Annotated in this window: 18 protein-coding genes, 1 tRNA gene and 2 pseudogenes; 12 read left to right on the forward strand and 9 right to left on the reverse strand. The window is 27.4% G+C overall.

Annotation, left to right across the window (positions count from 1 at the left end):
- Nucleotides 1-155 precede the first annotated feature (155 nt).
- Nucleotides 156-698 carry a hypothetical protein gene (locus Q0K19_RS01915; protein WP_297244946.1) on the reverse strand — a complete coding sequence of 181 codons (543 nt, stop codon included), beginning with the start codon at nt 696-698 and terminating at the stop codon, nt 156-158.
- 185 nt (nt 699-883) lie between these two features.
- Between Q0K19_RS01915 and lepB the strand changes: the two genes are divergently transcribed.
- From lepB to queA, 3 genes are read left to right on the forward strand one after another with little or no spacing between them, the layout of a single operon-like run.
- The gene (gene lepB, locus Q0K19_RS01920; RefSeq protein ID WP_297244947.1) at nt 884-1,933 is read left to right on the forward strand and encodes a signal peptidase I; all 1,050 of its coding nucleotides are present in this window, start codon (nt 884-886) and stop codon (nt 1,931-1,933) included.
- A gap of 16 nt (nt 1,934-1,949) precedes the next feature.
- Entirely contained in the window at nt 1,950-3,596 is a 1,647-nt protein-coding gene (locus Q0K19_RS01925) for a hypothetical protein (RefSeq protein WP_297244948.1), read from the forward strand.
- Between the two features lie 24 nt (nt 3,597-3,620).
- A complete protein-coding gene (gene queA, locus Q0K19_RS01930; RefSeq protein WP_297244949.1) occupies nt 3,621-4,697 on the forward strand; it encodes a tRNA preQ1(34) S-adenosylmethionine ribosyltransferase-isomerase QueA in 1,077 nt (358 codons plus the stop codon).
- Between the two features lie 584 nt (nt 4,698-5,281).
- On the opposite strand, the gene Q0K19_RS01935 is transcribed toward queA, so the two are convergent.
- From Q0K19_RS01935 to Q0K19_RS01955, 5 genes and pseudogenes are all read right to left on the reverse strand, one after another.
- A complete protein-coding gene (locus Q0K19_RS01935) occupies nt 5,282-5,977 on the reverse strand; it encodes a hypothetical protein (protein WP_297244950.1) in 696 nt (231 codons plus the stop codon).
- Nucleotides 5,978-6,055: 78 nt separating this feature from the next.
- A pseudogene (locus Q0K19_RS01940) lies at nt 6,056-7,010 on the reverse strand (dipeptidase).
- A 25-nt stretch (nt 7,011-7,035) separates the two neighbouring features.
- Nucleotides 7,036-7,551 carry an ECF transporter S component gene (locus Q0K19_RS01945; RefSeq protein WP_297244951.1) on the reverse strand — a complete coding sequence of 172 codons (516 nt, stop codon included), beginning with the start codon at nt 7,549-7,551 and terminating at the stop codon, nt 7,036-7,038.
- Nucleotides 7,552-7,655: 104 nt separating this feature from the next.
- A complete protein-coding gene (locus tag Q0K19_RS01950) occupies nt 7,656-8,231 on the reverse strand; it encodes an ECF transporter S component (protein ID WP_297244952.1) in 576 nt (191 codons plus the stop codon).
- A gap of 152 nt (nt 8,232-8,383) precedes the next feature.
- On the reverse strand, nt 8,384-9,742 hold the full coding sequence (locus Q0K19_RS01955; RefSeq protein ID WP_297244953.1) for an FAD-dependent oxidoreductase: 1,359 nt from the start codon (nt 9,740-9,742) through the stop codon (nt 8,384-8,386).
- 392 nt (nt 9,743-10,134) lie between these two features.
- Between Q0K19_RS01955 and mtnK the strand changes: the two genes are divergently transcribed.
- Together mtnK and Q0K19_RS01965 are read left to right on the forward strand one after the other, a co-directional pair.
- The gene (mtnK, locus tag Q0K19_RS01960; protein WP_297244954.1) at nt 10,135-11,349 is read left to right on the forward strand and encodes an S-methyl-5-thioribose kinase; all 1,215 of its coding nucleotides are present in this window, start codon (nt 10,135-10,137) and stop codon (nt 11,347-11,349) included.
- Nucleotides 11,350-11,398: 49 nt separating this feature from the next.
- The gene (locus tag Q0K19_RS01965; RefSeq protein WP_297244955.1) at nt 11,399-12,454 is read left to right on the forward strand and encodes an S-methyl-5-thioribose-1-phosphate isomerase; all 1,056 of its coding nucleotides are present in this window, start codon (nt 11,399-11,401) and stop codon (nt 12,452-12,454) included.
- On the opposite strand, the gene Q0K19_RS01970 is transcribed toward Q0K19_RS01965, so the two are convergent.
- Nucleotides 12,451-13,905: a phosphohydrolase gene (locus Q0K19_RS01970; protein ID WP_297244956.1), complete on the reverse strand. Its 1,455-nt coding sequence runs from the start codon at nt 13,903-13,905 to the stop codon at nt 12,451-12,453. The genes Q0K19_RS01965 and Q0K19_RS01970 overlap by 4 nt on opposite strands.
- A gap of 199 nt (nt 13,906-14,104) precedes the next feature.
- Here Q0K19_RS01970 and Q0K19_RS01975 point away from each other — a divergent pair.
- From Q0K19_RS01975 to pth (Q0K19_RS01995), 5 genes are all read left to right on the forward strand, one after another.
- A tRNA-Gln gene (locus Q0K19_RS01975) sits at nt 14,105-14,176 on the forward strand.
- Nucleotides 14,177-14,199: 23 nt separating this feature from the next.
- Nucleotides 14,200-15,153, forward strand: a complete 954-nt coding sequence (locus Q0K19_RS01980; RefSeq protein ID WP_297244957.1) for a ribose-phosphate pyrophosphokinase — start codon at nt 14,200-14,202, stop codon at nt 15,151-15,153.
- Nucleotides 15,154-15,170: 17 nt separating this feature from the next.
- Nucleotides 15,171-15,761 carry a 50S ribosomal protein L25 gene (locus Q0K19_RS01985; protein WP_014487189.1) on the forward strand — a complete coding sequence of 197 codons (591 nt, stop codon included), beginning with the start codon at nt 15,171-15,173 and terminating at the stop codon, nt 15,759-15,761.
- Between the two features lie 25 nt (nt 15,762-15,786).
- Nucleotides 15,787-16,377 (forward strand): aminoacyl-tRNA hydrolase, encoded by a 591-nt coding sequence (pth, locus tag Q0K19_RS01990; RefSeq protein ID WP_297244958.1) that lies wholly within the window; start codon nt 15,787-15,789, stop codon nt 16,375-16,377.
- Complete coding sequence (pth, locus tag Q0K19_RS01995) at nt 16,374-17,270, forward strand: aminoacyl-tRNA hydrolase (protein WP_297244959.1); 897 nt, start codon at nt 16,374-16,376, stop codon at nt 17,268-17,270. The genes pth (Q0K19_RS01990) and pth (Q0K19_RS01995) overlap by 4 nt, the downstream gene beginning before the upstream one ends.
- Nucleotides 17,271-17,282: 12 nt before the next feature.
- Here pth (Q0K19_RS01995) and Q0K19_RS02000 read toward each other — a convergent pair whose 3' ends face one another.
- Complete coding sequence (locus Q0K19_RS02000) at nt 17,283-18,371, reverse strand: PP2C family protein-serine/threonine phosphatase (RefSeq protein WP_297244960.1); 1,089 nt, start codon at nt 18,369-18,371, stop codon at nt 17,283-17,285.
- A 226-nt stretch (nt 18,372-18,597) separates the two neighbouring features.
- Between Q0K19_RS02000 and Q0K19_RS02005 the strand changes: the two genes are divergently transcribed.
- Nucleotides 18,598-19,062, forward strand: coding sequence for a YhcH/YjgK/YiaL family protein (locus tag Q0K19_RS02005; RefSeq protein WP_012671980.1), 465 nt, complete (start codon nt 18,598-18,600; stop codon nt 19,060-19,062).
- Between the two features lie 616 nt (nt 19,063-19,678).
- A pseudogene (locus Q0K19_RS02010) lies at nt 19,679-20,624 on the forward strand (flavodoxin family protein).
- An 88-nt stretch (nt 20,625-20,712) separates the two neighbouring features.
- Here the strand turns inward: Q0K19_RS02010 and Q0K19_RS02015 are convergent.
- On the reverse strand, nt 20,713-22,461 hold the full coding sequence (locus Q0K19_RS02015) for an NADH-dependent [FeFe] hydrogenase, group A6 (protein WP_297244962.1): 1,749 nt from the start codon (nt 22,459-22,461) through the stop codon (nt 20,713-20,715).
- Nucleotides 22,462-22,471: the final 10 nt, after the last annotated feature.

A 22,471-nucleotide genomic window follows, 5' to 3' on the forward strand; every position in this document is an offset into this window, starting at 1 on the left:
TATAATCTCTGTTATATTAGTAAATCAAAGTATAAATTCGGTCTAATTAATAAAAACGAGATGTAATATATAGCTATTTTGATATTTGTCAATATGATTTATATAATTTTTTGGTATTTTTATAAAAATAATTATATTGAATATCTACTATAATATTATTGATTTTTTGATAATAAATCCTGCATTTCATTATAAAGTCTAATCAAATCATTTGCGGCATCTTTTTTTACTTTAAAATTTTTGAATCCATCAGCAGTTTCTACTCTTATATCAGTTAAAACTTTCATTTCTTTTATACTGTTCTCAGCATTTATACTGTAACTTCTATCTACATAAGCGGTATCCATAAAATATATAGAAGTTCCGTATATTATTTCGTTTTCTGTTTTTGGCATAAAAGATGTATAGTGTAGAATTAAATATGTATCATCTTCAAATTTCAATACAATTTTACTAGTTTCTGATATATTAAACGAACTATTAGCAACGTATTGTGCTTCTAATATTACATTGTTTGAACCAACTACACTTTTTAATCTAAATTTTACAGTGCCGCTCCAATAACTTGCAGAAATGTAATCTGTTTGATACATTTTCTGTCCATAAAAAGTATCATTTATTAAATGTACTTTGGCAGCACATGATGACAATGTTATACTAAATATTATTAGTGAAAATAGTGTGAATATTTTCTTCAATATTATTTCCATTTAGATAAATATTTTGTTTGTATATTATATAACCTATTTAGTTTTTGTAAATAAAAAGATTAATGTTTATCAATTAAATAATTTATAAATATAGTTGTAAATTATAATTGCTATTTTAATAGTTTTATTATATACTTTTACATCAATATTTATTATTGGAAGGGGTTAAATTAATGGAGAATCCTATAAAAAATATTACTGAAACAATAATAGGCGAATGCCGTAATTTTAAACATACATTAAAAGAGATATTATACGCTATAGTAATAGTGCTTCTTATAAATACATTTTTAATACAGAATTATCAAATTCCTACAGGTTCTATGATACCTATAATAATGCCTGGAGATAGGCTTTTTGCAAATAGATTTGTATACGGAGTAAAACTTCCATTTACAGACGGGCTTTTAGGTTACAGACTTCCAAAAATTAAATCTCCTCAAAGGGGTGATTTAGTTGTATTCAGAGCACCTCCTTCTGCTTCTTTCGGATGCGAATCTGCTATGCCTTATTATGAGCCTTCACCTTTAGTTCAGATGCTCAAACTTCCTGTTATGATATTTGCTCTTACTCCTTTTACTTGGGATCCTAGATTCCTTTTTGCTGATTTTTTGGGAGAGAAACTCACAGGCGGAACCCATATGGCACCAGTTCCTTTATTTTTAGGGCTCAAAACTGTGGATTTAGACCCTAGAAAGGAATTTGTAAAGCGTGTTATTGCTACTGCCGGTGAAACTGTAGAGATTAGAAATAAGAAAATAATTATAAACGGAAATGAAATAGAAGATAAATGGGGCTATTTCTTCTATGGCGATGACAGAGAATTTGTACCTATTATAGATATTTACGGCCCTATATATGTACCTAAAAAAGGCGATGTTATAATATTTAAAAAGTTAGTTGACAGATCCGACTATTATAATGATCTTAGTTCTTTTGAAGTGTATATTAATGATAAAGTGGTAAGCGATGATATTAAATTATGGTATTGGATGAATATATATGTTCCTAATACTAAAGACAGGCCGGATGAATATATATACAATGTGCCTGAAGATTATTTCTTTGTAATGGGAGATAATAGAGATCAAAGCTGCGACAGCAGAATGTGGGGACTAGTTCCTTACAGACATATAAAAGGTCAGCCTATGATTGCTTGGATACAATCAAAAAGACCTGATGATGTGGAACAAGGCTTCTTCAAATATTTTATAATTAAATAAAAGTAAAGATAAAAATATGTATGATCAAATTTCTAAAGATACTTTAAAAGAATTATTCAAAATTTGGAAAGCTAAAAATATAGAAGATTTAGATATTAAGTCTTCAAATGTTTCATTAGTCTCTTTTAAATTTTATGCTTTATCTAAAGAAGCCAAAGATATAGTTCTTTATGTTCTTAAAAATGAAAGTAAAGAATTAAATTCTATAGATATAGCATATTCACTTAAGTATAGTCAGAAGCAAGTACCGGCATTTTTTGATTATATAAATGAAATAAAAAAATCAGGGCTTTTATATTTAAAAATAAAAAGAAGAAGATTGAACTCTCATGACGATACTTTGTATTTTTTGCCGAATGTAAAATCAATAATAGAAAGTATAATTTTAAAAGATGATATTAAAATTCCTTATTATGTAGATGCCGCATATACTGCTAATGCTTATAAAAAATATCTTCATAAAATTATTAATATATATGAAAATGGTAATATTGTAGAATATAATAAAGCAAAAATAGATGATGATGAATTATTCACTTTATGTAAATCTAATATTCTTTCTGTTTATTTTCATCAAAATGATCTTAAAGTTTATGTGGCTGTAAATAATAAAAATGTTGTAGAGAATTTAGAGAAGAGTTTAAAAGAAAATATTGAGAGTTCGGTTTTTATTTATAATCATTTTAATATATTGAATGATATTGAAACTTTTATATATGAATGCGATGTTCAGAAATTATCTACTGATGATATTAATATAAATTTTTTAACTAATAATTTAGAATCTTCTACTATAATAAATATATGTTTGAAATTAGATTTAATTAAATTAGATAATAAAAATTTTATATCATTGGAATATGATAATATAAAAAAATATCTTTCATCTTCTATAGAAGAGAGAATGGATTCTATAACAAAGATTGTTTATAAAAATTATTCAGATTATTATAAGCATATTTTTTCTATTATAGAAAATGAAAGCATATCAAAATCAGTGTTATTTATGAAATTGAAAGAAAAATATAATCTTTCTATAACAGCTGAAACATATAATAATATTATTTATTCTATGTTTATTTTAGGAATTGCTGAAGTTTCTTTTTATGAGAATGCTGTACTTGCAATCAGAAATATAAATACTTATACAGAAGAAAATAATTTCAGAAAGTCATTCATTAATGGAAATTTTGAACTTACATTGATAAATCATTATTTGTTTTCTAATAATTTTATTTATATGTGCAATTTATATTTTGAACTTGATAAGCAGGAAACGGTTTATACTTATACTATGACTGAAGAAAGCGTATTAAAAGGAAAAACAATTATAAGCGATGAAGAGTCAGAATATTGTTTTGATAAATTTTTGGTAGTATTAAAAAATATATTATTAGATAATAATGTAGAGATTCCAAAGCATATAGAAACTAGCATAAAGAGATGGTATGAGAGAGGAATTATTTCTTATGTATATGATAATGTTACTCTTGTTATAATAAAAGATGCCAATAAATTAGAAGAAATAATTTATGAGGCTAAAAGAAAAGGTATTATTATAACAAAGATTAATGATGAATATGCTATAGTAAAATCTAGTTCTTCAACTAAAAAAAGTCTTACAAAATTTTTAAGACAAAGAAAGATAATAGTAACATTCTAAATTACAAAAAAGTGATAAAAAGTTATGATAGATTATTTAAATAAAGAAACTTATAATTTTTATTTACCTGAAAATTTAATAGCTACAACTCCAAATTACGAGAGAGATCATTGTAAGTTAATGATTTTAAATAAAGATACAGGAAAACTAGAGCATAAAATATTTTCAGATATAATTAATTATCTTAATAAAGATGATATTTTGGTATTGAATGATAGTAAGGTAATACCAGCTAGAATATACGCTAAAAAAAATACAGGCGGAAATTCAGAGATCCTTCTTCTTAATAAAGTTGACAATGATGAAAGTACTTGGGAATGTTTAATAAAAGGTAAGAATATAAAAGAAAAAGATATATTATATTTGAATTATTCTCATTTAGAAAATGTTGGAGATATTGAGGCATTAATAGAAAAAGATAATATATCAACTAAAATAATAAAATTTTCAAAACCATTAACAAGTGAAATTTTAGATAGTATAGGAAAAGTTCCGCTTCCTCCATATATTATTCAAAGCAGAAAGAAAAAAGGCGAAGAAGAATACAATGATAAAGACAAAGAATTTTATCAGAATGTATATGCCAAAAATGAAGGAAGTATTGCTTCTCCTACATCAGGGCTTCATTTTACTAAAGAGCTTTTAGAGAAAATAAAGTCTATGGGAATTACTGTTTGTTATGTTACACTTCATGTAGGCTTTTCAACTTTTAATCCTTTAAAAGAAGATGATTTACGTAATCATGTTATGCATGAAGAGAAATTTATAATACCAAAAGAAAGTTATGATATAATAATCAATGCCAAGAAAGAGGGTAGGAGAGTTGTGTCATGCGGAACTACTGTTGCAAGAGTATTAGAAAGCGAATATGATAATTATGATTTTAAAAGAATGGAAGGCTCTACTGATATATTTATTTATCCGCCTTATAAGTTTAAATGCGTTGATGCTTTAATTACTAATTTTCACACACCTCATTCTACATTGCTTGCTATGGTTAGTGCTTTTGCAGGCTATGATAATATAATGAACGCCTATAAAACAGCAGTAGAAAATAATTATAGATTTTTTTCTTACGGCGATGCTATGTTTATGTATTAATTTTTTATTTGTTATGATTATAAAATAATAATTAAGAAGTAAAAAAATATAATTATATATACCTAAACAACTATATTTTGTCAAAAATAATTTTTTTAAATTTTAAATATATGCAGGGCTTTGCCCTTACGAAGTACATAGCGTGCAACACCCCACTTCTTTTGCCGACGCTCTGCGTGCCGTAGGCAAGGCACCTACTTGGTGGTAACCCAAAGGAAGCTATATCCTCAACAGGCTCGGATACGCTTCGCGAAAGACTGCATTTTTAGGGTATATCCTATATTTAATAGGAATGTTTTTGATATAAAGTTCTAGCAGTTGCGTTTTTTGCAACTTTTTTGTGCGGCAAAAAAGTTGATAATTCTATATAAAGTGCATCGATTGACAAACTTAAAAATTTTCAGTATACACAGAAATTAAAAATTCCTGCCCTAGTTTTTATTAGCATTATTATCTTTTTACCGCACGGTATACGTATTTATATTATAATATTATTTATTAATTTTAATTTTTCTATATTAATAAAATATACTTAACGTGCGTTTATGAAATTTTGTATAGAGAAAGAATTTTATTTATATGTTTTAAATCTCATAAGTAATTTTTGGAAAATCTTTTTCACTTATTAAACCGTCTCTTATTAAAATGGCTCTTAGTACATCTATATCACTGTAAATATCAATCAAAGAATCAGTATTAAATTCATTAATCATTTTTTGAAATCCCAAATTTATAATGCATATAGAATTCTTTATATCTCTTTTTATTTTTTGCTTTTTGCTGTCTTCCATATATGCTTCATCTAATTCTATATATCTGCTTATAAATTTTTCTATTGTTGGTATGTAATAGTCAATTATAGAGTTGTATGTTCTTTTATATGATTTATTATTACATGTTTTTTCTAAAATAAAATTAAGTTTAAATAGCACATCATTTATAATGAGTACAAAATCAGAATCATTTATTTTGTATATTTTATTTTGAATGTTTTTATCGAAGCTGTTTGTTTCATTATTTTCAGCATTTGTTTTATTATTTACAGGTTCTTTTTTTTCAGATCCTTCTTTTTTATTGGTTTTATTAATTTTTATTGTTTTAATATAGATTTCCAGTTTCTCTTGCAAAGTATAAAATAAAACTAATAATAAAAATATAAATATAATAATAGAAATCAATTTAAAAGATATCATCCAAAATATTAAGCTTGAAAATGCTAATAATGATATTGATATAATAAAATTAATATTATTTGAAAGTAAATTCTGATATTTTTTCATAATATCTCCGTATAGAATGTAAAAAATATTTACTTTTATATGATACAATAAAAATGAAAAATATCAATTATTAAATAATTATTTTACTATTTCTTTTATTATTCTATGGAAATTTTTATATTCAATCTTTTCTATTTCTTCGCTATTGAAACCAGATTCTTTTAATTTGATTATAATATCATAAGATTTGGAGGCATTTTCTAATGCCTTTTACAGCAGGAGGAACTTCCTCATCTTCAAAATATTCATTATAATCAAAACCAATTCCTATATGATCTATGCCTATTTTATCGGCTATGTATTTTATATGCTCTATACCTCTGTTTATATTCTGTTTTTCTTTGTTTTCATCAATGAAGCCTTTATATGAATTAAATCCTATAACACCATTAACATCTCTTATGGCTTTTAATTGTTCATCTGTAAGATTTCTCATACTATTGCATAATACTCTAGAATTAGAATGAGAAGCTATAATAGGCGAGGTGGTAATATCTATAACATCAAAGAAAGATTTGTCATTAAGATGCGATACATCAACTATCATGCCTTTATCCTGCATTTTTTTAATAGCTTTTTTTCCTAAATGAGTTAATCCTCTGTTTGAATCTCCTCTTACTCCTGTAGCTAATTTATTTTCTTCATTCCAAGTAAGACTGGCATGTCTTGCTCCATAATCATAATATTCATCTATCAAATCAATATTATCATCTATAGATATAAGCCCTTCAAATCCTATGAATATATATAATTTATTTTCTTTTTGTGCCTTTAGAATATCATCATAGTTTTTTGCTATTAATATAATATCATTAATATATTCAAGTTCTTTATTTATAGAGTTTTGAATTTCTCTTACTCTTTCCAATGCTCTATCATAATTTTTAGGTTCAGTCCATATTACAAATATAGAGCCGCCTATTTTTCCCTTTATCATATTATCATAATGATACTTTTTTATAATATTATTTTCGCCTTTGAAAGTTTTTACAGCAACATCAGTCCATATATCAGAATGAGCGTCGAAAATCATATTTATTAACCTCTTAATACATTAATTAATTTTCATTGTTATTCTCATTTGTATTTAAATTATTTATACATTCATTTTTTTGAAATAGAATAATATTTCTTATTGCTGCATATACAATAATACATGATAATACTTTATCAATTATATTTGTTAATAATCTCATTAAGAAAGATGCCTGAAAGAATCCAAAACCATTTTCATTTAAAAGGCTTATAAAACTGTCTATTGTTGTACCTGTAAATCCGTCAGATAAAATTATAGATATTGGAGTTCCTATCAAAGGAGATATTATGCCTATTAATGCATTTACTATTGCAAAATTTAAATGCGAATAGCTTATAAAGATTGATATTATAAGATTTGTTAATATACCAACAATAGCACCATAAATAGGTCCTAAAATAACAGCTGATAAAATAGTCCCTACTGAATCTAAAAATAAAAATGGTATTTTAAACAATAATACTATGAACGTTAAAGCAAAATTTATTACTATTGATATAAATACTATTAATATATTATATTTTAAATCATTATTCATAATTTTAACCGAAAATATAATTGATTCATTCCTAAATATACAATGATAAACTTTATTTTTCAATATCTTTATTTTAATTATAATAATTTATTTTGTTAATTCAATTAGTATTTTTTATTATAATGGTGATTGTTTTCTATTTTTAAAAAAGGTATATGTTTAATAGCAAATGTAACCATTATTGAAGATAACAGCTTATCTATTATAGCACTTGATATTGTAGTTATAGTTACAGAGATAATAAAACTTTTTCCGCTATTTTGAATAAGCTGAATAAAATTATCTATTGGTTTATTAGTAACTCCCTTAGCTGCTATTATCACTATAGGCAATGATACAATAGCTGAAATTAATCCTATTATTATTCCTGATATGATTGAAACTTTTATTTTTGAAAAATCATGTTTTCTTACTATTACGCCTGCAGTTAATCCTATAACTACATTTACTATTGCAAAATGTAAATTAACATAGTCTATTGTCATAGATAGAATAAAATTCGTAGCGATACCTACAACAGCACTATATATAGGTCCAAGTGTAACAGCAGTTAATATAGTACCAACAGAGTCCATAAATAAAAATGGTATTTTCAATATTATTACTAAATGCCCCATTATAATATTTACTAAAATACCAATTATCATTATAGTTATATCGTATATGATCTTATTTTTCATAAAAAAAATCCAATATGTTTTCTATGTATATAATTTTCGTTTTTAAACTTTATAAATTTATATATCCAGTGAAAAATATTTATAAAAAAACCCTCTAATAAAATTATTTATTAGAGGGAATATATTCTTAATACTAATTATATTTTTTATGATTATTTAGCAGTATAAGCAACCATAGTCATCCAAGATAATGGTTTGTTATAATGAGGTAGGAAGAAGAAGTCAGATAAAGCGAATTCTTGAACAGTCATACCTCTTTGTATAGCAATAGAGAATGCATGTATAGCTTCAGCATGGTTGTTTTTAGAAGCAATTTGAGCACCTAATAAACGTCCGGTACCTTCTTCATAAACTATTTTTACTAATACTTCTTCATGAGTAGGCATAAATTCTGGTCTTTCAGAATCTTTGAAGAAATTAGATTTTACTTTTAATCCTTTTTTCTTAGCAGTCTCTTCAGACCAACCAGTAGAAGCCATGTTGTATCCGAATACGCATATAGCATTAGAACCTTGAGTTCCGCAGTATTCAACATGTTTACCTAAAGCATTATTAGCAGCAACAATACCCATTCTTACAGCATTAGTAGCTAAAGCAATATATTCTTGTTTTTCAGAAGCTCTTGAATATACGCTAGCACAGTCACCTATAGCATAAACATCTGGATCTTTGCTAGTTTTCATAGTAGTATCAACAACGATAGCACCATTAGGAAGAGTTTCTAAATAGTCTTTATAAAGGTCGCTATTAGGTTTGAAGCCAACAGACATAACTACCATATCTACTTCATAAGAACCTTTGTCAGTAACAACTTTTTTAACTCTGTCATCACCTTCAAATTTCTTAACTGTTTCACCTAAATGCATTTCTATGCCGGCTTCTTTGATTCTTTTTTCAGCTTCATCAGTGATTTCTTTATCGAAGTAATTACCCATAACTCTAGGTAAAGCTTCCATCAATATAACTTCTTTACCATGATTTTTAAATGCTTCTATAAGTTCAACACCTATATAACCAGCACCAACTACCATAACTTTTTTTACTTCAGGTTTTTTTAATTCTTCGATAATTTCTTGACCTTGCTGATAAAGTTTAGAGAAGAAAATACCTTTTTTAAGACCATAAGTAGTTCCTTCCTGTTTTAAGCCTTCTATAGGAGGAGTTACAGGCCAAGAACCAGTAGCAAGAATAAGTTTGTCATAAGTGTCTTCAAACTCTTTTCCTGTTTTTAATTCTTTTACATATAATTTTTTGTTAGCCCAGTCTATTTTAGTAACATCATGTCCCATATGAACTTCTACGCCTTCGCTTTTTAAGCTTTCAGGACTAGCATAAAATAAACCTTTAGGATCTTTAACCACTCCGCCAACCCAAAGTGCTATACCGCAAGCTAGGAAAGATATATTATCGTTTCTATCATAAGTAACTACCTGACAATTATGATCTGTAGCTTTCAAAGTTTTTACTGCCCATGTACCAGCATGGTTACAGCCTATTACAATCACTTTCATAATAATTTAACCCCTTACTAAAAAATTTAATTAAAAATTGCTGTTTATTATAGTACAAAAAAAATACTTAGTCAAGTTATATTATATGTAACTTAGTAAATTTTAATATTTTTAGTATGTTTTTTATGTAATGATTTCACTAATTAGCATGAATTATGATAATAAAAAATGTTAAATGTGTATAAATTTTACAAAAAGTATTTATATTACAAAATATAAGCATTTATATTTCTAAAAGATGTTTTTAATATTCTTTTATAGCTATATGAATGTATGTAATATTATGTGATATTGTTATATTATATAATAAAAATATTATAAGTATAATGTATTGATATTTATACTTTTTATGCTATATTATTAAAAATTGAAATTTACTATGGGTTTTAGTTATGACAAATTTTAATGAATACTTTTTAATGGAAGAGAAAGATGTATTACTTTATGTAAAAAATAAATTAAAATATTTTTCTCAAGATGATAATATCACTTGTAAAGAAATAGGCGACGGTAATATTAATTATGTATATAGAATAAGCAATGGTAAAGATTCAATAATACTGAAGCAGGCAGGAGTTCATACTAGAAGCAATTCATCAGGAAGAATACTTGATATTAACAGAAATGCAAGAGAGGCAGAGATTTTATCATTTTACGTCAGTATACTCCCAGACTTAGCACCGAAAATCATTTCTATAGATAAAGTTATGAATTTATTTGTAATGGAAGATTTAAAGTCTTTTCTAATATTAAGAGATGCTCTTATGAAAGGACAAATATATCATCATTTGCAGGAACAGATAACAGACTTTTTAGTTGAAACTACATTATCAACCGCTGATTTTTTTATGGATCCATTCACTAAGAAAGAAAATGTTATTAAATATACAAATAAAGAGCTTTGTAAGATAAGCGAGGAGCTTGTATTTAGAGAGCCATTTTTTAATGTGCTTAAAGAGAATGTATTTTCTGAATCATTAAATAAATTTGTTGAGGATAATCTTTATAATAATAAACAGATTCAATTAGAGGCGGCGAAATTAAAGTATGAATTTATGAATAACCCTCAGGCTTTAATACATGGAGATTTGCATACAGGTTCTATATTTGTTGATGATGATTATATAAAGGTTATGGACTGTGAATTTGCCTTTTACGGACCTATAGGCTATGATTTAGGTACTATTATGGCTAATTTTATATTTTCTTATGTGTATCATTTGCATGTTACTAAAGATAGAAATTATACTTCATTCCTTTTCAAGGTTATTGATGATATTTTAAGGCTTTTTAAAAATAAATTTATTACTAAGTTTTTACATGAAAGTAATGATATATCAGCACAAAATGATTATTTCATAGAATATTATTTGCTTGAAGTATTAAAAACAGGCTTTGGTATATGCGGACTTGAATTGCTAAGAAGAACTACAGGATGTGCTAGAGTAAAAGAGATAGAATCTGTTACTGATCCGGATATAAGAAGAAATATAGAATTCACACTTTTGAATATAGGTATTGAATGTTTGTCATATAGGGACAGACTTTCTGAAGAAGAAAAGTTTATGAAATTTGTAGATAATATAATTGATAATATAGATTTATAATTTATTTAATTGCAGAGAAAATAAAAAATAAGTATTTTGGAGTTTTTTTATGATTAATAGGGTAGATAAAGAATTGGCTTTTATGCTTCAATTTGAAAATGTTGCTTGGTATGATGACGGATGTGTTAAGATATTGGATAGAAGAGTTTACCCTAATAAAGTGAATTTTGTAGAATGCAAAACTCATAAAGAAGTTTCAAAAGCTATAGCAGACATGGTAACTCAAAGTGCCGGACCTTATTTGGCAGTTGCTATGGGTATGGCATTAGCTGGATATGAATCAAGGCATTTGGAAGGAAATGACAGAATAGATTATTTAACTCATGCCTGCAATACTTTAGCTAATTCAAGACCTACCACAAGCGGAAGAATGATGCTAATAACTAAATCCTGTTTAGAGGCTGGTACAGAGGCTATAAAATCTAATAAAGATCCTATAGAAGCTATGTTTAATAGAGGCATAGAGCTTTCTACTAAAAGATATTCAAAAATAAAAAAAATAGCAGAAAATCTAGTATCTATGTATCCTGATAAAGGAACTATACTTACTCAATGTTTCGGTGAGTCTATAGTAGGTTTTATGATACAGGAATTCCAAAAGAAGAATAAAGATATAAAGGTTGTATGTGCTGAAACTAGACCTTATTTTCAAGGAGCAAGGCTTACAGCAACCGTTGCCTATGATCAGGGAGCAGATGTTACAGTTATTACTGATAATATGGCGGCATACACTATGCAGGAGAAAAAAATAGATGTATTTACCTCTGCTGCAGATTTAATATGTTTAAATGGGGCTGTAGTTAATAAAATAGGCACTTTTCAAATAGCGATAGTTGCAAAATATTTAGGAATACCATATTTTGTAACAGGAGCACCTGATAAAGGTTATCATGGACTTGAAGATGTTCATTTCGAATTCAGAGATGAAAAACTTGTTACCGAAGCTATGGGTGTTAAAACCTCTAAGGAAGGCGTAAAAGGTTTTTATCCGGCATTTGATTATACTCCTCCGCATTTAGTTAGTGCAGTTGTAACAGATTTAGGTATTTATTCACCTTATGATGTATTTAAATATTATGTAGGAAATGATGAAGGAGAATATTAATAATCTCTTAGCGGATTTTGTATATTTTCTTTTTTTATATCTATTAAAAAGTCTACAAATAATTCAAATAATATAGGGTCTAATTGAGTTTCTTCCACTATATAATTATCGTATATTAGCTTTACAGCGTCTTCTGTATTCATATCCTTTCTATTGTAGCTTTTTTGAGGCATTATAGTAGTATCAAACAAATCTATTATTTCTAATACTTTAGCAGGGAAAAATGCTAAACTCTGAAGTGTTTGAATATCATCAGAATTTTCTGATATAAGAGATGAAGGATTTAAAGGTTTATTGTCGTTAAATTGTTTGTTTATTATTTCTATTATGCCATTTCCATAACCATAATATTCATGATGCATTCCCACAATCAATGATATATTATCATTATAATTTCTAAAAAGTTTTAAAAATTGATATCCTTTAATAGCATGAGATGTTGATTTTTTAGCATACTCTTTTGATTTATTAATATTAAGATAGTCTAATTCTTTTACTTTAACAACATCATGCCAAAATGCTCCTGCAGCAAAAGAGGCTATATTTTCTATTGATATTTTTTTTAGTCCGTTTTTAAATATATCATTAAATTTTATATTAGTCTTATTTATTTGATATTTTTCAAAAACATTTTCATAAAAATTTTTATATTTTTTATTAAAATTGATAATAGTTTTTAAATTTAAATGATTATCTATCTGCTCATTATAATAAAGCATGAATTCTATGAATATTATAAAAACTCTATTTCCATGTCCTATAACGTTTCTGCAGTCAAAATTATCGAATCCGTAAAATAAACTTATATTAGGATATATTTTATCTACTAATTTTGTAATTGATAATATCAAATCATTTGCTACTATTTGAGTATCATAATATTCTAAATTATCAAAATACATTTGATTCATTTGATCTTTTGATGCATTTACCAAATGGATTAAATTGATTCTTTCTATGAATGCTAATTGAGTTATTATATCTAATATATATTGAATAGCTTCAGCATATAATTGTTCATTGTAGTATTGATTTAATATGTCTATATAATTTTTTATAGATATAAATCTTTCTTTAGGTGTTTCTGCTAGTATTATCTCAAGTATTTTATATTCAAATATTTTTGTATTTTCAGAATCAGGCATACAGTCTTTATATACTTTAAGAAACTGATTTATGCTGTCAATTTGTTTATATTGATCATCATCATTTTTTTCAATCACTAAATCTATGATTGCCTTTGAATTTTTTGCTATATAGAAATTATCAAAAATATCACTGTTTATAGAATTTTTATCAAAAAGAATATCTATTTTATAGTTAGGTATTGATAAATATAAATTATCATTACTTGTACATATAATTTCCGGAGAATTAAATTTAATAATATCTATATTGTCTTTTATAAAATTTAAATCTATTAATGTATATTTATCTAAATCAATATCCATATTCAGCCTTCAAAATTAAACTGATATTGTATATAATGATATACTTTTTTTATTTTTTATCAATAATTTTAAACTATTAAATTAATTTTTTTTATTAATAAAACAAAATAAATTTAAAAAATTGTTTTAGGGTATTGACAAAAATTATTTATATAGTAGAATATGAAACTCATAGAACTGAATGTTCATTTGTTAATACTGGGGTGTCGTCAAGCGGTAAGACAATTGGTTTTGGTCCAATTATTCGAGGGTTCGAATCCTTCCACCCCAACTTTTCTCTTATATGGTACTTAAATGGGAATAACAGACGAAATATTAATTTTAAGCGGTACAGCAAACCCTCAATTGTCAGAAGATGTTGTTAAGAATCTTGGACTTAAGTTGGGTAACATGGAAATACGTAAGTTTGCTGATGGTGAGACTTTTCTTCAAATAGAAGAAACGGTCAGAAATAAAGATACTTATGTTATACAGCCTACAGGGCGTCCGTCTAGCAGTGAAAACTGGATGGAGCTTTACTGTATTATAGATGCTTTGAAAAGAGCTAGTGCCAAAAGAATTACAGCAGTTATTCCATATTATGGTTATTCTAGGCAAGATAGAAAGAATGAACCTAGGGTACCTATAACAGCTAAATTAGTTGCTAATCTTTTATCAGAAGCTGGAGCTCACAGAGTTTTAGCTTTAGATTTGCATGCAGCACAGATACAAGGCTTTTTTGATATTCCTGTAGATCACATGCTTTCAAAAAATGTTTTCTTGGATAAAATCAGAAAAGATCTTGATATGTCTAACTCTATCATCGTTTCTCCTGATATAGGAGGAGTTGGCAGAGCTAGAGCAATAGCTAAACAATTAAACCTTGATATAGCTATAATAGATAAAAGAAGAGACAGAGCTAATGAATGCGAAGTAATGAATATTATAGGCGATGTTAATGGCAAAGATGCTATTATTATAGACGATATAATAGATACAGGCGGTACTCTTATAAAAAGTATGCAGGCTTTGAAAAAAGCTGGTATGAGAAGAATATATGTATTTATAACTCATGCTGTATGTTCTGGTGATGTTTATGAGAGAATTAATGCCAGTGATATAGAAAAGCTTTATATAACAGATAGTTTAAAAGTTATGAAAGACAGATTAGGCAGTAAAATAGAGGTTCTTTCAGTTGCTCCTGTTATTGCCGATGCTATCAGACATATACATATGGAGCTTTCTATAAGTGTTCTATTTGATAAGTAAAATTAAAGGAAAGAAAAATGAGTGAGAATTATACTATTAAAGCTTTGCAAAGAGATACTAAATTTAAAAGTGTTGGTCGTAAATTAAGAAATGAAGGTTACGCTTTAGCTACTCTTTACGGCAGAGAAAATCAATACTCTATTGCTGTAGAGTTGAAAGAATTTGTTAAAGTTTTTTCTTTAGCAGGTCAGCATGATATAATCACTTTAGATATACAAAATGATAAAACTAGAGAAGTATTGGTTAAAGATTATCAAATAGACGGTATCAAAAGAAGTATAAGACATATAGATTTTTATGAAATAGATAGAAATAAAAAAATCAAAACTTATGTTCCTATTCACATTGAAGGTACTCCTGAAGGCGTTCGCTTAGGCGGAGGTACTTTAGAGCAAGTTGAATACGGTTTGAATATCAAAGCTTTCCCAGGTTCTATACCTAGAGAATTGGTTGTTGATGTTAGCGAATTAAAAGTAGGTGATAGTTTGCATATTAGCGATATAAAATTCCCAGAAGGTGTTGACCCTGTTGGTGATGCTTCTAAAGCTATTGTTACTGTTGTTACTACTCAAGATGATGATGCTAACAAAGGTGCAGCAGAAGCATAAAATATAGTTCTAGGATTACTACTATATGATGAAATTAGTAATGGGACTAGGCAACCCAGGAGAACAATATAAAAATCATAGACATAATGTCGGATATATGATTTTAGACAGAGTTGCTAAGAAACTTAACGTAGAACTTGACATAAAAAAGAAAAAGACAGTTTTTGGAAAAGGTAAGTCTGGAAAAATGGAGTATTTACTTCTTAAACCTCAGACTTTTATGAATCTTTCCGGCGAAGCTGCCCTTTATATGGCAAGTTTTATGAAAATCACTGTTGAAAACATTATAGTTATATATGATGATATGGATATACCTATAGGTGAATTTAGAGTTATACCTTCAAAAAATGATGATTCTGAAGCTGAAGTTGATGATATTGAAATAGATCATAATGGTATAAAAAGCATAAGAGATTCTTTAAAAAGCTATAATTTTACTAAAATAGGCGTAGGTATAGGAGCATGTCCTGAAGATGAAGAGAAAGCTGATTTTCTTTTAGCTCCTTTCTCAAAAGATGAAAGAAAAAAAATCAGAGATATATCCGATGATGTTGTAGATGCTGCTTGTATTGCTTTATTCGAATCTCCTCAGGCTGCTAAAAAGAAATATCCATGATAACTAAATTAATTATTGGATTAGGAAATCCTGGAGATGAGTATAAAAACAATAGGCATAATGTGGGTTTTATACTCATTGATAAAATAGCCGAAAATTTTAATATCAATTTTGATAATAATAAAAAGAAATCATTATATGCAAGAGCAAAAGAGAAGGATGTAGAATATATACTTCTCAAACCTCAGACTTTCATGAATCTTTCCGGAGAATCTGCAATTTTTATATCAAAATTCTTTAATATAAAACCAGAAGATATAATAGTTATATATGATGATATGGATATACCTTTTGGTACTTTTAAAATCAAAAAGGGCGGAAGTTCAGGCGGACATAATGGTATAAAAAGCCTTATTTCTCATTTACAAAGTGATGATTTTACAAGAATCAGAATAGGTATAGGAAGACCTAGCGCTGGTAAAAAAGTTAATGATTATGTGCTTTCTAATTTCAGTAAGAAAGAAAGAGAAGATTTAGATACTGTAATAGCAAATGATATAATAGATGCTGTTAAAATATCTTTATTTGAATCTCCTGTAATAGCTCAAAATAAATACAATAAAAAAATAGGTAAAGAAAATTCTGATAAAAGTAAAGGTAATAAAAATATGATTAAAATAGTAGCTAGAAATCCTGTAAGCAGCGAAAATAAATCAAAATTCATTGAAACAGCTAAAGAACTTATTGAAAAAAGCAGAAAAGAAAAAGGTTGTATTTCTTATAATTTATATGAAAGTGTAGACGGAAAATATCTTACTTTTATAGAAGAATGGAAAGATGAAAAAGCTATAGAAAGTCATAATAATTCAGAACATTTCAAAGCAATAGTTCCTAAATTGGGAGAATTAACTTCAGGCGATAAAGATGTTATTTTATACAAAGAAGTAAAATAATATTTTAATTTTTTATTTTATCTTAAATGCTGCAATAGTAAAATCATCATCAGGCGACATATATGAAAGATAATCATAAAAATCTTTCTCTATATTGCTTATAATATTTTCAGCTTTATTGTTTCTATTATTGAATAAAACCTTTTTGAATCTCTCTATACCATAAAAATCATATTTATTTTTTGATCTTGATGCTTCTGTTACTCCGTCAGTATAAAATATCAATATATCATCTTTTTTTATATTTATACTTTCTTCTTCATAATATGCCTGAGGGAAAAGCCCTATTATAGTACCGCCTTTATTGTATTCTTTTATTTGAGAATTTTCTAATACAAGCATAGGGGTATGTGAGGCATTAGAATATTTTACTACTTTATTTTTTAAATCTATTTCTGCCACTGTCATAGTAAGATAATAGTTTATAGGCAATATTTTAATTATATAATTATTAATATCATATATAAAAGAAGCTGGGGATTTGAATGATGCTGCAAAGTTCCTAAAAACAGTTTTAAACATAGCAGTTATAATCGCAGCTTCAACTCCATGTCCGCTAATATCAGAAATTATAAAAAGTATTCTGTCATCATCAAGATATATATAATCAAAAAAATCTCCACCTATAGTTTCAAGAGGTTTATATAATGAAGCTGAATTTACTCTATCATTATTAGGCATTTTTTTTGGCATCATATTTTCCTGAAGTTTTCTTGCCTTTTTCATATCTTTTTTATATTGCTTTTTTATATCATCTAAAACATCATATCTGCCTAATATATAACTATTTTTTTCTTTCAAATCTTTTATTGCTATTTGATAATCATTTATTATAGTGCTGTTGATTTTTGAGAATCTATATATTTTTCCATCAGATGTTTTTTCTTCTACCTGCTTATAATCTTTAATGATATATAGATTTATTATATTTTTATACAAAATAATGCCTGGTATAAAGAATAAGATAAATAGTACAAATAAAAGTATAAAAGTAAATTTATTTTCATAATACGATATGCATGCTATATTTAGAAGTAAAAACAGTATGAGAAATACCATAGAAATAAATTTAAAAAGCATTAAAACACGTTCATTTTTCATATTAATTGTTTGTTTTGTATAAAATAGCTGCTTATTATGTAGATTATAACAATAAAGATTATAGTTTGCAAATATTTTTTAAAAATAATAAGTATTGATATTGCAAAAATTATACATACTTTATACAATATATGTAATTAGTAATTATTAAATACTTTAATTTTTACATTTGTTCTCGGGTGCATAGATAGCACTTAATTATATTTTAAAAAACGGAGGAGTTATTATGATATTAAAACCAATAAAAAGCGAGTTCAATCAGGATTTTCATGATTCTATTTGGAAAGCAAAAAATTATATAAGGGATCATTATGATGAATTAAAAAAACTTCCTAATGGAAAACATTTGCTAGACAAAGAAATTTGCGAAGGTGCTTTTATCAATGTTACAGAATATGATAATAAAGATAATCCGCCTTGGGAATCACATTTAAAATATGTTGATGTTCAGATAATATTTGAGGGAGCTGAAGATTTTATAATAGCAAATACTTCTACATTGAAGCCTAAAAGTTATGATGAAGCAAGCGATTATCATGATTGGGAAGGAGAGGGAACTGTTCGCTTAACTTTATCACAAGGAGAAATTTTAATACTTCTTCCTTATGATGCTCATAGGGTAGGACTTCCTCCAAAATCAGGTAAAAATCATGTTAAAAAAGCTATAGTTAAAGTTCCTTATAAAGGTTAATAATCAATAATACAGATATTAAAGACTGATGCTTATTTTAAGTCTCAGTCTTTTATAATATTTACTGAAACAAATATAGTTTGTCAATTCTTATATTTTTATATTAATTTTTGTCTTATATTTTATATGCTGGCAGTTAAGCAGAATAAAAAATGTATGTAGCTACATAACTATATTTTGTCAATTTTGAGTTATTTATAAATCTAATTTTAATTTATTAATAATATAAAATATAACTTAATATTAACAAAATACGTTTTATAAGTAATATAAACTATCTTTTTTGTGTATAATAAGTAATCAGACGCATACTTTACAGTACTTCCTTCGGTTGCGTATAGTTGGCTATCCATAATGATTTGCAATACCGTGCGGAAAGCATCCGTGAAGCGTACCCAAGGGGTATAGGCGAATAGTTGACAAACTTAAAAATTTTCAGCATATCTTGACAATAATTAAGATATATTGTATGCTATATATTAACAATAAGGTAGGGCTTGTATTAGTTCGCTAATATGAGATTTCCGATAAACTTCGATAATATCATTTATTAATAAATACGAAGACTGGCAGCCTATCCAGTAATTTATTTCAATAAAAAGGGGAATTATATTCTATGAAAGTTATGGGAATAGTTGCTGGAAGACATAATGGAAACAGCGAAATTTTAGTGAAGCAAGCTTTAACAGCGGTAAAAGATGCAGGAGGCTATACTTATAAATCTATTTGATTATAATATAAAGCCTTGTTCAGGATGTGAATCTTGTACTATAGCTATGGGAAAGATATTTAAAGAAGGCGGAGAGTACAAAGGATGTATTTACAAAGAAAAAGATGATATGGATAAGATAGTAAATGTAATGAATCAATGTCAGGGAATAATAGTTGGATGTCCTACTTATGATTTACTTCCTTCTTCTTTATATTTATCATTTGCTCAGAGATTTTTAGCTTATGAATTATCATTTAGAATACAAATAGGGCAGGTTAAAGAGGATCCGCACACTGTAGCTGGACTTATAGGAGTAGGCGGTTCTAAACATGATTGGCAGACTATGAGTTTGGAAGGACTTGCTGCTACAATGTTTACCCACTCTATGACTGTTGTTGATATGTATTTAGCTGAAAGTGTTGGAAGACCTGGAAATGTTCTTATACATAAAGATTATTTGGACAGAGCTTATCAAATGGGAAAAAATATAGTTGAAGCAATAAATACCCCAGTCGAAGAGAGAAAATGGCTTGGAGATCCTAATTTGGGATTATGTCCTAGATGTCATTCTTCTTTAATATATCCGGGTGAAGAACATTGGGACGGGGTGAAGTTTAATTTTGAATGTGCTGTTTGCGGTGCAGGCGGAGATTTAGTTAAAGATGAAAATGGAAAATATAAATTCGTACTTGCAGAAAACGGACTTATAAGAGATAGAAATATTAATGAAGCAAGAGCAGTACATTTGCAAGAAATAATACATACAAGAGATAATTTCATGTCAAAAAAATCTGAAATAGAAGAAGAATATAAAAGATTTAGAGAAATGAAATTTGATACTATAAAATAGCCGTTAATGAAACTTTTTCTTTAAATAAAAACAGCACTATGATTAAAATTAATAATCATAGTGCTTAGTATTTTTAAATATTTAGTAATTATTTATTATATTTTTCATCAGCTTTATAGCTAGTATGTAAGAAATGATGTGCTCTTTCTCCAAGAGGTTTTCCTAAGAACTCATCATAAAGTTTTTTAATATTTTCATTTTCATGAGAGCATCTATGTTTTACAGTGTTTTTATCTTCATTATATAAACCGCCTGCTCTTTGAAGTCTTACTTCGTTAGTAGGGCCATAAGGCTGACCGCCTCCTCCTACACATCCGCCAGGACAAGCCATAACTTCTATAAAGTGATAAGGAGGATTTTCTCCTTTTTCTTTAGCAGCTCTTATCTCCTGCATTACAGGATCAACATTATGAAGTCCATTCACAACAGCAACTCTTACTTCTTTATCTAATATTTTTATTGTTGCTTTTTTTACTCCGTCTAATCCTCTAACATCTTCAAAATCAAGATTACTCATATTAGAGCCTGCTATTATATTATAAGCAGTTCTTAAAGCAGCTTCCATAACACCGCCAGTAGCACCAAATATAGTACCAGCTCCGGAATATTCTCCTAATATGCTGTCTGCTTCTTCAGGTTCTATTCCAGCAACATCTATACCATAGTGTTTAATCATTCTAGCAAACTCTCTTGTAGTAAGAACAACATCAACATCTTTGTATCCGCTTGAATACATAGTTTCATTTTTTCTAATCTCATTTTTCTTAGCAGTACAAGGCATTATAGATACATTGAATATATTAAAAGGATCAACATGAGCTTTGTCAGAATAATAAGTTTTAGCCATAGGAGCTAACATCATATGAGGAGATTTAGAAGTTGATATATTATCTAGTAAATCAGGATAATATTCTTCTGCATATTTTACCCAAGCAGGACAGCATGATGTAGTCATAACAGCAGTTCCATTGCTTTCTGTAAATCTTTTAACGAATTCATTTGCTTCTTCCATAATAGTTAAATCAGCACCGAAATTTGTATCAAATATAGCATTGAATCCCATCAAACGCATAGCCGCATAAATTTTGCCTGTAATATTATCGCCTGGCTTAAGTCCGAAATATTCTCCCAAAGCAACCCTTACAGCAGGAGCCATTTGAACAGCAACATAAGTATCAGCATTATCTATAGCATCTTCAACTTCTCTGGTTTGGTCTTTTTCATATATAGCTGCAACTGGGCAGTGAGCAGCACATTGTCCGCAGTCTACACAAGGAGAATCCTTTAATGAAACAGCACCTGGGGCAAAATAAGTATCAAATCCTCTATTGACAAATCCTAAAGCATGTACTTTCTGCATTTCCTGACAAACAACTACGCATCTTCCGCATTTTATACATTTTTCAGGATTAAGTACTATACTTCCGGCAGATTCATCTCTAGGGTGATTTTGTTTTATATTGTCATATTTTGAGTTTCTAACTCCGAAATCAGCAGCAGCAGTTTGAAGTTCACATTCTCCGTTTCTTATACAGTTCAAACAATCATTTGGGTGTGCTGATAATACTAATTCCAAAACCCCTTTTCTTACTGTATTAATCTCAGAATCATGAGTGATAATATCCATTCCTTCTTCAACAACCATAGAACATGATCTTACATATTTATTTCCTTGATTAGCCAACTTTACTACACATATTCCGCATGCTGAAGTAGGCGGTATATCAGGGTGATAGCATAAAGATGGAATTTTTATTCCTAATTTTTTAGCAGCTTTTAAAATTGTAAGACCTTCTTCAACCTCAATTTGTTTACCATTTATTTTTATTTTAACCATTATCTATACT

The sequence above is a fragment of the uncultured Brachyspira sp. genome (assembly GCF_944393015.1).
In the GTDB taxonomy this organism is placed as follows: domain Bacteria; phylum Spirochaetota; class Brachyspiria; order Brachyspirales; family Brachyspiraceae; genus Brachyspira.